The sequence below is a fragment of the Gammaproteobacteria bacterium genome, from assembly GCA_014075255.1.
In the GTDB taxonomy this organism is placed as follows: domain Bacteria; phylum Pseudomonadota; class Gammaproteobacteria; order UBA4575; family UBA4575; genus JABDMD01.
Window position 1 is genome coordinate 1236817 of sequence record CP046178.1, and the last position, 14423, is coordinate 1251239.

Annotated in this window: 12 protein-coding genes; 3 read left to right on the forward strand and 9 right to left on the reverse strand. The window is 41.2% G+C overall.

The annotated features are described in order from the left end of the window. Window positions 1–31: 31 nt before the first annotated feature. From GKR92_06390 to aroC, 7 genes are all read right to left on the reverse strand, one after another. Window positions 32–3409 carry a hypothetical protein gene (locus GKR92_06390; GenBank protein QMU61339.1) on the reverse strand — a complete coding sequence of 1126 codons (3378 nt, stop codon included), beginning with the start codon at window positions 3407–3409 and terminating at the stop codon, window positions 32–34. A gap of 124 nt (window positions 3410–3533) precedes the next feature. Beyond that, window positions 3534–4559, reverse strand: coding sequence for an aspartate-semialdehyde dehydrogenase (locus tag GKR92_06395; protein ID QMU61340.1), 1026 nt, complete (start codon window positions 4557–4559; stop codon window positions 3534–3536). 35 nt (window positions 4560–4594) lie between these two features. Beyond that, window positions 4595–5665 (reverse strand): 3-isopropylmalate dehydrogenase, encoded by a 1071-nt coding sequence (gene leuB / locus GKR92_06400; GenBank protein QMU61341.1) that lies wholly within the window; start codon window positions 5663–5665, stop codon window positions 4595–4597. A 6-nt stretch (window positions 5666–5671) separates the two neighbouring features. Beyond that, window positions 5672–6316, reverse strand: a complete 645-nt coding sequence (leuD, locus tag GKR92_06405) for a 3-isopropylmalate dehydratase small subunit (GenBank protein ID QMU61342.1) — start codon at window positions 6314–6316, stop codon at window positions 5672–5674. A gap of 1 nt (window position 6317) precedes the next feature. After that, on the reverse strand, window positions 6318–7703 hold the full coding sequence (leuC, locus tag GKR92_06410; GenBank protein ID QMU61343.1) for a 3-isopropylmalate dehydratase large subunit: 1386 nt from the start codon (window positions 7701–7703) through the stop codon (window positions 6318–6320). A gap of 38 nt (window positions 7704–7741) precedes the next feature. Next, on the reverse strand, window positions 7742–8911 hold the full coding sequence (locus GKR92_06415; protein ID QMU61344.1) for an MFS transporter: 1170 nt from the start codon (window positions 8909–8911) through the stop codon (window positions 7742–7744). Window positions 8912–8943: 32 nt separating this feature from the next. Beyond that, entirely contained in the window at window positions 8944–10041 is a 1098-nt protein-coding gene (gene aroC, locus GKR92_06420) for a chorismate synthase (GenBank protein ID QMU61345.1), read from the reverse strand. 114 nt (window positions 10042–10155) lie between these two features. Here aroC and GKR92_06425 point away from each other — a divergent pair, with 114 nt between their 5' ends. Both GKR92_06425 and psd read left to right on the forward strand, forming a co-directional pair. Next, window positions 10156–10818: an SCO family protein gene (locus GKR92_06425; protein ID QMU61346.1), complete on the forward strand. Its 663-nt coding sequence runs from the start codon at window positions 10156–10158 to the stop codon at window positions 10816–10818. An 18-nt stretch (window positions 10819–10836) separates the two neighbouring features. Further along, the gene (gene psd / locus GKR92_06430; protein ID QMU61347.1) at window positions 10837–11694 is read left to right on the forward strand and encodes a phosphatidylserine decarboxylase; all 858 of its coding nucleotides are present in this window, start codon (window positions 10837–10839) and stop codon (window positions 11692–11694) included. Here the strand turns inward: psd and genX are convergent. Together genX and efp are read right to left on the reverse strand one after the other, a co-directional pair. Continuing rightward, the gene (gene genX, locus GKR92_06435; GenBank protein ID QMU61348.1) at window positions 11691–12623 is read right to left on the reverse strand and encodes an EF-P lysine aminoacylase GenX; all 933 of its coding nucleotides are present in this window, start codon (window positions 12621–12623) and stop codon (window positions 11691–11693) included. The two genes, psd and genX, sit on opposite strands and share 4 nt — an antisense overlap. A 71-nt stretch (window positions 12624–12694) precedes the next feature. Beyond that, window positions 12695–13264, reverse strand: a complete 570-nt coding sequence (gene efp / locus GKR92_06440) for an elongation factor P (GenBank protein ID QMU61349.1) — start codon at window positions 13262–13264, stop codon at window positions 12695–12697. Between the two features lie 20 nt (window positions 13265–13284). Between efp and epmB the strand changes: the two genes are divergently transcribed. Next, on the forward strand, window positions 13285–14367 hold the full coding sequence (gene epmB, locus GKR92_06445) for an EF-P beta-lysylation protein EpmB (GenBank protein QMU61350.1): 1083 nt from the start codon (window positions 13285–13287) through the stop codon (window positions 14365–14367). Window positions 14368–14423: the final 56 nt, after the last annotated feature.

Below are 14423 nucleotides of genomic sequence, written 5' to 3' on the forward strand. Positions count from 1 at the left end.
AAACAATACTATTTCGAGCTACTGCTGGATTTTAGCTACCCAGCTTATCCATTAAATCTTTGGCAGCTTTAATTTGCGACTCATCACCTTCATTAATTACTTCAAGTAAAGTTTCTTTAGCAGCATCCGAGTCACCCATATCCACAAAGGCTTTAGCTAAATCAAGCTTGGTTCCCACTTCTTCAATTAAAGAAGGTGGGCCAAGTTCTTCTAAATCAGTATGGGTTTGCGCTACAGTTTGCTCTGCTGGATCAAGAAATTCTGTATCCATATTGCTGGCATCAAATTGCTCTGTATCATCACCATCCAATGCATCGCTTAAAGAACTTGGTGTATAGGCTGCAGTCGCTTCTGGATCAGCTGGCGAAATTCCAGTATCGACATTCAACTCATCCGCTTGCATGGCAACAGTATCATCTAGCGCTTCAGATATATCAATCTCATCTTCATCAATATCTAGTGGCTTTAGATCGTTCATCGTTGTCTGCATTCCGATCTGCTCTAACTCTTGAGTAAGATCATCCATGCTCGCGGTCTCATGTAAGCCAGTAGCAATCGCATCGATTTCAGTATCCTCTGCATCATCGTCATTAAGTATATCGTCAGACAAATCATCCACTTCAAAATTCAGAATATCGGAAGTTTCATTAGCTTCCATAATTTTACTGGCAACCGGATCATCTTCGAACTCATCTTCAATTACTGGATCGTCAATATTAAAATCCAGGCCGTTATCATCGTCGCTAGCATCATTATCAAGCATTGTGTCTTCCAAATTCGCATCTGATAACGGATTATCAATAACGGTTTGTAAACCGATATCTACATCAGCAGCATCAGGCTTATCTGCACCCGAAAATGCAGCAGCACCGACTGCAGCCGCCCCAGCAAATAAAGCACTGCCAGGTGCAAGCTCTTTACCCATAGCCATGATGTTTTGCCACTGACTGCTGGATTCTCCAACTTCATCTTTAATTTTCTCTGCGTATTGTTCGAAACCTTGCTGATCTTTTTGGCTGTAATACACTTCAGCAAGCTTAGCTTTATATTCATTGTTGCCAGGCTCTTTGGCGATAGCATCGGTTAATAAATCTTGTGCTTGTTGATGTAAACCATAAGATATATATACATCTGCTTCATCCAACACATCTTCGCCAACCTCAGCATCTCCAGAAGCATCTGACATCGGGCTGAAATCTTCCTCATCATCCAATCCCAGGTCTTCCATTGTCCCTAGATCATTATTACTCACCTCTGCCGCTGCATTTGCTTGTGGAGTTACAATCGTCTCATCGAGAATGTCATCAAAATGCTCATCGTCTTCGCCAATATCTTCTAATGGCATTTCTCCAAGCCCTGTCAGCTCGATGGTTTTCACACTCTTCTTACGCCAAAACCATAAGCCGCCCAGTAATAATAAAACCCCAGCCACTAAAGGAACTACTGCGTTTTTAGCACGCTCTTTTAGAGAACCCAAAAAACCTAAAATACCTGGTGCAGCTTCTGCCACCTTAGGTAATTCAGCTTGTTCAACTTCGGGCTTAACTTCGACTGGTTTTTGTTCGGGCTTAACTTCGGCAGGTTTCTCAGCGGGTTTTACTTCTGCGACGATCTCTTCTTTAATCGGTTCAATTTCTGGTAGAGAATTCCAATCGGGAAGTGGTTCTAATCTTGGTTTACTAATTACCTGTTCAGCGACTATAGGTTCCTTAAATTCGGGTAACGGCTCCACAACCGGTTTTTTAATTTCTTGAGCAACTGGTTTTTCTGCCGGCTTAACTGCAGGTTTGACTTCAGGTTTAGCTTCTTCTTTAGCTGTGTTTTCTTGCAACATCTTTTCTGCTGCGGCAGCTTTATCAGCCTCTGTACTCAACTGTTGCTGTAAATCTTTTAGCTGTTGGTTTTGAATATTTAAAATCTTCTCTTTCTTTTCCAACATCGACTCAAGCGCTTCAACACGGCTCTTCAATTCTTCAGACTCTTTAGTTTTCGACTCAGCAAGCTCTTTGCTTAACGTTATTTCATTTTGTAACTTCTTAACTTCTTCTCCACCTGCTACTTGTGCATTGCCTTTTGATTGCTTGCCATCATCCGCAGCTAAAATATTAAGGTCCTGTTTTGCAGTATCTGGTTTTTCTGTTGTTTCTTTAAGTGCCTGTTTAGCTTGCTTTGCAACATCACTCTTTTCCTTTACCAATTCAGGAGCATCCACATTGGTTGCCGCTACTTGGGAAACATTACCTCGATACTCTCTCCACAATGCATTTTGTTGTGAAACCTTTTGACGCGCATCAATGGTCGATACAATCTGTGCCTCTCCTGCATCAGGGATACGCAACACCGCGCCCTTCTTAAGTAAATTTATATTATTGCGTGTGAAGGCATTTGGATTGGCTTGTTGAATAGCAATCATCATCTGGTTAACTGACAAAGCACTTGATCTACTTGCAGGCCTAGCTATTGCATATAGAGTATCACCAGCAACCACGGCATGCTCACCAGCAACGCTAGCTTCTGAATATACTTCTGATTCAGCAACAACTTCTGAGTCTGTGTTATCTGCAATTTCAAGCGGCACAGTACTATCTATTCCAAGCGTCTCATCCATATGCGCACGAATTGATTCAAGATCTTGCAATTCAGATTCATTCATCTGTTCATTGGCAGAAACATCCTCTGGCACAACAATATCATCCGCTACTTCTGCAACGGGCTGGGATTCTTCAATGGTTTCAGCCACAACTTCTTCTAGTTGCTCTGCTGTAGGTTCTATCGTCACAGTTTCTTCGACAATAATTTCTTCTTCAACATTTGTGATCGGTTCAGAGCTATCTATCCCTAATTCACGATCCATATGTTCACGAACCGCTGCAAGATCAGTAGCAGGCTCAGCAATAACTTCTGCTGGTGTTACAACTTGTGGAGCAACGAGCTCGGCTTCAACCACTTGCTCCTGGATAACAGGAGCTGTAACCGGTGTTGCAATTTGCGGCGCTTGTTGTTGAGCAAACTCAGGGGGATCAAGTAGAACGGTGTACTCTCTTAACAATCTTCCTTTTGGCCAGGTAACTTCTACTAAAAACGTTAAAAATGGTTCACGCACAGGATCTTTCGAGGTAACGCGAATAGCGGTACCACCACCTGGCAAAGAAACAGGTCTAAATATTAGCTGGGTTAAAAAATAGGGACGGGGAACACCCACCCGATCAAACACGTTTGCAGGAGCTAATTCAACTCGCATTTCTTCTAATTCATCTGCACGTGCTGAAATTAAAGTGATATGCGCGTTTAGCGGTTGATTCAGCGCTGAATCAACTTCTATTTCGCCCAAACCCAATGACAGCAATTGCCCAGGAACTAGTAGTAAAAATGAAATAAGAAGAATATATATAGATGATTTACGCACCATTTTTGTGCTCCACCTTAATTGAGTTGTGTGCTTAAAAGATTGTTCGTATTTTATATGTCAGCAAAACTAAAAAACTCTAAGAATTTCTTTGAGTTATCGAATTAATTCACTAGGTAACTATAAATTAAATATGGCCTTTTATCAAAACTTCGGCGATCTGGATACTATTCAATGCAGCCCCTTTTCTAAGGTTATCGCTTACCACCCACATATTTAGACCGCGTGGATGGGAAATATCTTCACGAATACGCCCTACATATACAGGATCCGTGCCTTCACCCTCCGTTACCGCAGTCGGATAACCACCATCTTTATGCTCATCCATGACCACAACCCCAGGGGCTGCTGCCAATAAATCGCGTGCTTTTTGAGCAGATAGCTTCTCTTTTAACTCAAGATGTACAGCCTCGGAATGCCCATATTTCACTGGAATACGCACAGTAGTTGGGTTCACCAGAATTGAATCATCTTCCATAATCTTTTGCGTTTCCCAGACCATTTTCATTTCTTCTTTGGTATAGCCGTTATCCATGAACGTATCTATATGTGGCAAGGCATTGAAGGCAATCTGTTTCGGATAAACGTCGCAATTAATCGGCTTATTGTTAATGATATCTCGGCTTTGCTCATCCAGCTCATCGACCGCCTCTTTGCCGGTGCCTGATACGGCTTGATACGTCGCTACATTGATACGCTCGACACCTACCGCATCATGCAGAGGTTTTAAGGCCACCAGCATTTGGATGGTAGAACAATTTGGATTCGCAATAATGCCGCGAGTTTTATAATTTGCGATTTGGTGTGGATTCACTTCTGGAACGACTAATGGAATATCATCGTCATAACGAAATTGCGAAGTGTTATCTACCACCACACAACCTTGCGCAGCGGCTTTAGGGGCATATTCTTTAGAAACACTGGCGCCTGGAGAAAACAAACCAATCTGAGTTTGAGAGAAGTCAAATTCAGCCAAGTCCTGCACTTCTAATTCAACATCACCAAAAGAAACTTTTTTACCTGCTGAACGAGAACTCGCTACAGCATAAACATTGTTAACCGGAAATTTTCTTTGCGAAAGTATAGAAAGCATTTTCTCACCTACCGCACCAGTAGCTCCAACTACCGCAACATCATATTTTTTCATTTCTATTTAATTAGTTCTTATCTGTAATTAATTTTGATCATTTAACATAAGGCACTGATAACTGCATCGCCCATCTCATTTGTGCCAATAGCTGAATGCTTGCCTGCGATGTCTGCTGTACGTAAACCCTCTGCAATGACCTGTTGCACAGCCTGCTCTACTTTATTGGCAAGATCTACTTCATTTAAGCTGTAACGCAACATCATAGCGATCGATAGAATAGTGGCTAAAGGATTAGCAATATTTTTGCCTGCGATATCTGGCGCCGAACCATGGATAGGCTCATACATTCCTTTATCATTACTATCCAACGAAGCCGAAGGCAGCATGCCGATCGATCCAGTCAGCATTGCTGCTGCATCAGAAAGTATATCGCCGAACATATTACCCGTTAATACCACATCAAATTGATTAGGCTCACGCACCAACTGCATAGCAGCGTTATCTACATACATATGACTTAGTGCTACATCTTTATATTCTGCATGCACATTCTCTACCACTTCACGCCAAAGCTCTGATACTTCTAACACATTAGCCTTATCCACCGAACAAAGCTTGCGGTTACGCTTTTGCGCAATACGAAATGCAATATGCGCAATTCGAGTTACCTCATTTTCGTCATACACTAATGTATTAAATCCCTGACGAATACCATTCTCTAGAGTACGTATTCCACGTGGTTCGCCAAAATAAATGCCGCCTGTTAACTCACGCACGATCATAATATCTAGATCCGCAACCAATTCAGGCTTGAGCGAAGATGCACCCGCTAACGATTTATATAATATAGCTGGGCGAAGATTTGCAAACAGATCTAATTCTGACCGAATACGCAACAAGCCTTTCTCTGGGCGCATTTCGCGCTCAACCTCATCATATTTTGGCCCGCCCACTGCACCTAATAAAATAGCGTCGCTTGCTTTAGCTAATGCAAGCGTTTCATTAGGCAAAGGTTTTTTGAACTCGTCATAAGCACTGCCACCAATTAAAGCTTGTTCGATTTCAACCTTAAGTCCGCATTCGCGACGCAAATGCAACAATACTTTTTTCGCTTGCGCAATAACTTCTGGACCAATGCCATCACCTGGTAATAATAAAACTTTACTCATCTTTTTTTATTCTGCCGCAAACAACCAGGGACTGGTCTGTTTTAATTGTATTTCGTAGGCTTTAATTTTATCTGCATGTTGCAATGTAAGATCAATTTCATCAAAACCATTCACTAGACAATACTTTCTAAACTCATCGATCTGAAAAGAAAAAGACTTATTTTTATCACCCGTTACGGTTTGTGAATCTAAATTAACATTACATTTGTATGCCGAATCAACACTTATTTTCTTAAACAAATAATCAACTTCGTCTACACTTAATGACACAGGTAATAAACCATTTTTATAGCAGTTGCTACAAAAGATATCAGCAAAACTTGGCGCAATAACAACTTCAATGCCGTAATCTAAAATAGACCAAACAGCGTGCTCCCTAGAAGAACCGCAGCCAAAATTTTCTCGCGCCAATAAAATTTTAGCGCCTTGGAACTGCTTTTGGTTTAACACAAAATCATCATGTAAACGCCGTTGACTATGATCTTGCCCAAGTACACCAGGATCTTGATAACGCCAGTTATCAAAAAGGTTGACGCCAAAGCCAGTACGCTTAACGGATTTTAAATATTGTTGCGGGATAATTGCATCCGTATCTACATTGCTGCGATCAAGCGGGTAAAAAGCCGCGGTTATCTCTGTAAACGCCTTCATTTCACACCTCCCTGCTTACATTCACAAAATGACCATGCACTGCAGCCGCCGCAGCCATTGCAGGACTTACTAAATGCGTGCGACCACCTTTACCCTGTCGACCTTCAAAATTTCGATTAGAGGTCGAAGCACACCGTTCACCTGGTTCCAACTGATCCGCATTCATTCCTAAACACATCGAACAACCAGGTTCTCGCCACTCAAACCCCGCAGCTTCAAAAATTTTATCTAAGCCTTCTTGTTCTGCTTGCTGTTTAATTAAGCCTGAACCCGGCACCACCAAGGCTAATTTAATATTATCCGCTAATTTTCTTTGCTGAATGACATTGGCGGCTTCACGCAAGTCTTCAATTCGTGAATTAGTGCATGAACCAATAAAAACCTTATCCAATTTAATTTCTTCCATGCGAGTGCCTGGCTGTAAATCCATATATTGCAGTGCACGTTGTTGGTCAGCGGTAACATTACTTGGAACCGCTCCATCCACTCCCACCACCATTTCTGGAGAGGTTCCCCAGGTAACTTGTGGCTGCAACTCACTCGCGTCTATTTCAATTGTAGAGTCAAAGTACGCACCTTCATCAGAATGCAATGTACACCATTGCGCTACTGCTAAATCCCAATTTTTATCCGTTGGAGAAAAAGGTCGACCGGCAACATATTCAATGGTTGCATCATCCACAGCAATCATACCGGCACGTCCACCTGCTTCAATCGACATATTACAAACTGTCATGCGCCCTTCTACTGATAATGCACGTATTGCACTACCTGCAAATTCAATCGTGTGCTCATTCGCGCCTGCTGTTCCTAATCTACCGATGATAGCTAAGACAATATCTTTTGCTGTCACGCCTACTTTGCATTGACCATTCACTTGCACCAACATGTTTTTAGACTTTTTCATCAACAAACATTGTGTCGCTAGCACATGCTCAACCTCTGAAGTGCCGATGCCAAATGCAAGCGCACCTAATGCACCGTGTGTAGAAGTATGTGAATCACCACAAACAATAGTCATCCCTGGTAAAGAAGCGCCTTGTTCTGGGCCGATCACATGCACAATACCTTGTCGAACATCTAGCATAGAAAATTGCGTTAAAGAATAATCTTTACAGTTTTGATCTAAAGTATCGACCTGCGTTTTAGAAATCACATCGTCAATACCGGCACTTCTATCCGTAGTGGGAATATTGTGATCTACCGTTGCTAAAATTGAATCTTTACGCCATAAATTACGCTTCGCTAAGCGTAATCCTTCAAATGCTTGCGGCGAAGTTACTTCATGCACTAAATGTCGGTCGATATAAAGCAAGCTCATACCATCGTCGCGTTCATGCACCACATGGCTCTGCCAAACTTTGTCGTAAAGTGTTTTATTTTGCATTTTCTTCAATAAAATCTATAAACAGTATCAATTCAATCCTAGGTTAAACTAGTAAACCTAGGCTTCACAATCCATAAGTACTGAATAAGGGCGAGCAATGCTATACACATCGCCAATAAATATACATAGGAAGGCCCGATTGAATTCCAAGTATACCCGCTCACCAGACTCCCAAGCGAGCCGCCAAGACCAAAACTTATGCTTGCAAATAACGCTTGGCCACGACCCTGGATACTGCCCGAGAAGTATTTATCTATAAGGTGAATCGCCGAAGCATGAAATAGCCCATATGAAGCTGCGTGCAATAATTGCGCAAATAAAAGTATAGATAAATACTCCACATAGTAGGCAATTAGCCACCAGCGAACCACCGTAAGCATCATCGCGACTACTAGCAACAATTTTGCCCCAAACCGCGGCAACCATCGATACATGAAGTAAAACACGACCACCTCAGCCAGCACCCCTAGCGACCACAACTGCCCAATTAACGTTCTAGAATAACCATTATCTTCCGCATATATACTAAAAAAAGTGTAGTAAGGACCATGACTAGCTTGGATTAGAAAGCACGCTAACAACAACGCAAATACCTGTGGCTGCAAACAAGTCTTCAACATCGAGGGACGTGCAATTTTATGCAAACTTGGCGGAGTCTCATTAACCAATAATGTATTCATCCAAGTAAATAATAAGATCACTAGAATGACCCATGGCAAATGCTGAATACCAAACTTTTCCAACGCTGGCGCCAACAAGGATGCGGTAACAATAAAACCGACTGATCCCCACAAACGAATACGACTATACATATGTTTGCTGTCACCCAAATTATTCATAGTGGCAGCTTCAAATTGTGGAAGCGTTGCATTCCAAAAAAAACTAAAGCCCGCTAATATAATTAGTAGTGACCAATAACCTTTAAGCACTAACGCTGCAGCAAAAATCACCATGCCAACAAACGACGCTAAGCGAATTGCCGATAAACGCTTGCCCGTGTGATCCGCGACCCACCCCCAAATATAGGGCGCAAAAATTTTTGTAGCTAATAGTACTGCAGAAAGTTCACCAATTTGACGTGCTGAAAATTCGAGATGCCTTAGATATAAATTCCAATACGGAAGAAATGCGCCAATGCTGGCGAAATAGAAAAAATAAAATCCTGCAAGCGATTGATGCTCTGCAGATGATTTCTGCTTAACAAACATAATTTAGCGAAGACTTGGATACAGCTACAGCACTAAATGGACGCTGGTATATCCGGCGTTGAAGTAATTACATCTGCATTTTGCGCGCGATGACGCAAGACATGATCCATTAAAACTAATGCAAGCATAGCCTCAACGATAGGCACTCCGCGTATACCTACACAAGGATCGTGCCTACCCTTAGTAACTATTTCAGTAGCGTTACCCTGCCGATCAATCGTTTTACCAGGAATACGAATACTTGAAGTTGGTTTAAATGCAACACTAGCAAGAATATCCTGCCCTGAAGAAATTCCACCTAACGTTCCACCTGCATGATTAGTAACAAAACCTTGTGGTGTGATTTCATCACGGTGCTGCGAACCTTTTTGGGCAACGCTATCAAAGCCTGCACCTATTTCAACACCTTTAACCGCATTAATACTCATCATGGCATGTGCGATATCTGAATCTAGCCGATCAAATATAGGCTCACCTAAACCGATTGGTATTCCACTTGCCACAACATTCACTCGCGCACCAACCGAATCACCCTGCTTACGCAAGTCATCCATATAGGCTTCTAGTTCAGGTATTTTACTTTCATCCGCGCAAAAAAATGGATTATCTTCTACCACTGCCCAATCTTTAAGCTCGACAGCAATTTCGCCAAGTTGCGCCAAGTAGGCTCTAATTTTTATACCTAGCTTTTCATTTAAATACTTACGCGCTATTCCACCCGCTGCGACACGCATTGCAGTCTCTCTTGCTGATGAACGCCCACCACCACGATAGTCACGCAAACCATATTTTTTAAGATAGGTGTAATCCGCATGACCTGGTCGAAATTTATCCATAATTTCGGAGTAGTCTTTCGAACGTGCGTCTTGGTTGTAAATGATCAAACCTATTGGGGCACCGGTCGTTTTGCCCTCAAATGTTCCAGATAGAACTTCAACCTGATCGGGTTCACGCCGTTGCGTGGTATGACGAGACTTGCCTGGCCTACGGCGCTCTAAGTCATTTTGCAGGTCTCCCTCACACAAAGCCAAACCTGGAGGACAGCCGTCCACAATACAACCAATCGCCTTGCCATGGCTTTCGCCAAAAGTGCTAACGGTGAATAATTTACCTATAGAATTACCAGACATTCTCGAATTGTAACTTATCAGTGTAAGGAATAGCAGCATACTGATTGATTACAAAACTATTCACTATCTATTCTGCTTGGTATACACAAATTTTGGCTATGAAATAATATCCACATGAACCAAGTCTTGATGCCTAAATACTCATTTCAGCATGGCAGTAGTTTAAATATTTTGCTTGTAGCGATAGCTACATTCGCAATCGGAGTGGCGTTTTATTCATATAAGAGCTCAAAAACAATAAGTGTAGATAACTTACAGAAAGCAACTTCTTTATATAGTAACCCACGCGAACTTCCAAAGTTTTCATTCACAGATCATTCCAACAAAACATTCAGCAATAAAGATTTAATCGGCTCTTGGAATTTAATTTTTTTTGGCTTCACTCATTGTCCTGACGTATGCCCACTTACACTTAACATACTAGATCAAGTGAGCAACAAACTTGAAAATACGAATCTTACTCTACGTAACCTATTTATATCTGTAGACCCTAAACGCGACTCGCCTGAAAAATTAAAAGAGTATGTAGAACATTTTGATCATGATATGGTTGGCTTAACTGGCGATAAACAACAAATCGACACCCTCACCCAATCACTTGGTGCCATTTATGCTATTGCTGATGATTCAACAGAGAATTATTTAGTCGATCATAGCGCACATGTTTTTGTCGTCGCTCCGAATGGCGAAATGGTTGCTTTGTTCAGCACCCCACATGATACAGAAGTCATAGTTGAAGACTTTAAAATAATCAGTGCACTCTACGAAAAAAAATAAAAGTTATCTTTAGATATTATGTGGAATCAAACCAAGGGATTTTTATTCCTCTTATTCCCTCATCATTTAGTTTCGCGCTTTACCTTTTGGTTAACACGTTTGCAAACACCGCTTAAAAATCCTGCAATTCGACTTTTCATACGCGCGTTTGATGTTGACATGAGTGAGTCAGAACACCAATCTGCAGAAAACTACATTAGCTTCAATCAATTCTTTACCCGCAAATTAATCGCAGGCTCACGTCCTATCGATAACAATACAAACACAATTGCTTGCCCTGCGGATGGACGAATTAGTCAAATTTCACACTATAAAGATGGCCAAGTTATTCAAGCCAAGGGGCAAAATTTTTCTATATCTCAATTATTAGGCGGGAAAAATAATTACGGTACACTTTGTGAAAGCGGAAATTTTGCAACCATTTATTTGTCACCTAGAAATTATCACCGCGTACACATGCCTTACGATGGCGAATTAGTTGAAATGATTTACATACCTGGCAGATTATTTAGTGTAGCGCCGTATTCTGCAGAAGTAATCAAAGGTTTGTACAGCAGAAATGAACGTGTGGCATCTATCTTCAAAACTGAAGTGGGTTACATGGCCGTCGTCATGGTGGGCGCGGTAAATGTTGCAGCGATTGAAATGGCCTGGGAAGGATTAGTTACCCCTCCACACGGCAAAAATATTGTTAGAAAAACTTATGGAAACGTTAAGCTAAAAAAAGGCGACGAACTTGGTGTCTTTAATATGGGCTCAACAGCCATCATGGCATTTGAAGAAAACAAAATAGAATGGCACAACAACTTGCAATTACAGCAAGCCGTGCAGATGGGCCAGACTATTGGGGCGACCCTAGGAGAAGTAGTCAACTAACCCAAAGAGAAAGACAAAACATTTTTAATATCATCTACACCCAACATTGCCATCAGCAGACGATCAATCCCTAACGCAACACCTGCGCTTTCAGGTAACCCCGCCTCAAGTGCTGCAATAAAGTCTGCATCGACCTCTAAAGCCTTTTTACCCACCAGTATTCGTTGGCGATTATCTTCTTCAAAACGAAGCAACTGTTCTTGCGCATCCGTTAGCTCCTGAAACCCATTAGCAAGCTCAAGCCCACCAAAGTACAATTCAAATCGTTCAGCACAGTTTTTATCATTTATTTTTGCTAACGCTGCCCGTTCTGCAGGAAAATCATATACAAATGTCATGCGTAATTTTTCTATTTTAGGAATAATTATTTGGTCAAGAACAAGATCTTGGTATTGATCAGTGTTTAGCACGGAATTCATTTTTATCGAATGATCTCCACATACTTGTAAGTAGTCTGCCTGATCTGCAGTTTGGATATCAATAGCTGCATATTTTTTGAAAATTTTCTTATAGCTAATATATGTGACATCAGGCGGCTCAAGATAATTGCTCACTAAAGTCGTAATTATCTCGGCAACTTCTTTCATTAAGTCTTTATATGTCCATGCAACGCGGTACCATTCGAGCATAGTAAATTCATTGCTATGCTGGTTTCCTCTTTCGTTGGCTCGAAACACTTTGCATAATTGATAGATATCACACTTATGAAAAGCCAATAATCTTTTCATCGCATATTCAGGCGAGGTATGTAGGAATTTAGAGTTGCCTGCAGTCATACTATCGATATGCAAATCCGTTACAGCATAGCGATTAAGGATTGGCGTCTCTACTTCAGCGACATTCCGTACTTGAAAGAATGCACGAATTTGTGCATTAACTTCTGCACGCATATTTAGTACGTTTAGTGTAGCTTGAGGCTCCCAACTCATTTAAACATGCTGCGGTTCATTAAAGACCAAAACGTATAGATTAGACTTAACGACTTCAGACTACTCTAAATTCAATCTTTAACGCGAGACACATATTCTCCGCTTCTTGTGTCTATTCGTAAAATTTCACCCTCTTCCACAAACAATGGCACTTTCACAACCGCACCTGTTTCTAAGGTAGCCGGTTTGGTACCGCCTTGTGCAGTATCACCTCGTAGACCAGGATCTGTTTGAGTAATCTGCAATTCGACAAAATTAGGAACGGCCACTGACAACGGCAAACCATCTAGCAGGGTCACAACACATTCTTCTTGCCCTTTTAGCCATTGAGCGGCCTCTGCAACAGCTGCTTTAGAGATTGCAAATTGCTCAAATGATTTAGGCTCCATGAAATGCCATTCTTCACCATCGTTATAAAGATATTGCATCTCTGTATCCATCACATCTGCAGCTTCAACAGTTTCTCCAGATTTAAATGTACGGTCTACCACGCGTCCTGTTTTAAGATTACGAAGCTTTACACGATTAAATGCCTGACCTTTACCTGGTTTAACAAATTCATTTTCAACTATATTATAAGGATCGCCATCTAAAATTAGCTTCAAACCTGACCGAAATTCATTACTATTGTAGTTTGCCATAATTAAAAACACGAAACTTTATGAGTTCATCGAATATCCATAGTCTAACACGAGATCGTTCAAGCTCTAAAGATGAACAAGATTCTAAAATCAACATTGAACCAACATTAATAACACAGCCACCTTCTAACTGGCAGCTAGAATACAAAACATCGATCACTAACATTGAGCAACTTTGTCAAACATTAGGATTAAGAATTGAACAGCTGCCCATTAGCTCACAAGCAAACAAACAATTTCAAATAAGAGTTCCTCAGAGTTATGTAGATCGCATGCAAGCGTCTAACCCTAGTGACCCATTACTTTTACAAGTCTTACCCACAAGTTACGAAGAAAAATCAATTGAGGGATATTTAAAAGATCCAGTTGGAGATTTAAACAGCGCCAAAGCACCCGGCTTACTGAAAAAATATAATGGCCGCGCTTTACTACTTGCAACCAGTCGTTGCGCTATACATTGCAGATATTGCTTTCGCAGACACTTTCCTTACTCTGCACAAAATCCACGTCATGATAACTGGACACAAGCAGTACAAGAACTTCAACAAGATCACAGCATTACAGAAATTATTCTAAGCGGTGGCGACCCACTAGTACTAGATGACTCAGAATTGGCAAAACTTGTTTCAAAACTAGAATCTATTGAGCATATACAAAGATTACGTATTCATACTCGCCTGCCAGTAGTGATACCAAATCGTATTAATGAAAAATTACTAAACTGGATTAGTAACTCTCGATTGAATGTAATTATGGTTCTGCACATCAATCATGCTCAAGAAATTAATTCTGCTCTTCATGACGGCCTGCAAAAATTGAAAAAGATAAACTGCACACTGCTAAATCAAAGCGTGCTACTACGAAACATAAACGATCAATCATCCAGCCTAATCGATTTAAGTGAAGCATTGTTTAATGCTGGCATTCTTCCTTATTACTTACATCTTCTAGACAAAGTCGATGGCGCAGCACATTTTGATGTATGCAAAGAAAATGCTCGCAAACTCATGCAAGAAATCACCAGGCAATTGCCCGGCTACCTAGTTCCTAAACTAGTCATGGAGATTCCCGGAAAGCAATCTAAGAGCTTAGTAAGCTACTGAGCTGCATATTTTCAATCACCATGCATAGTCGTCCAATATGCCAACACGGTCACACT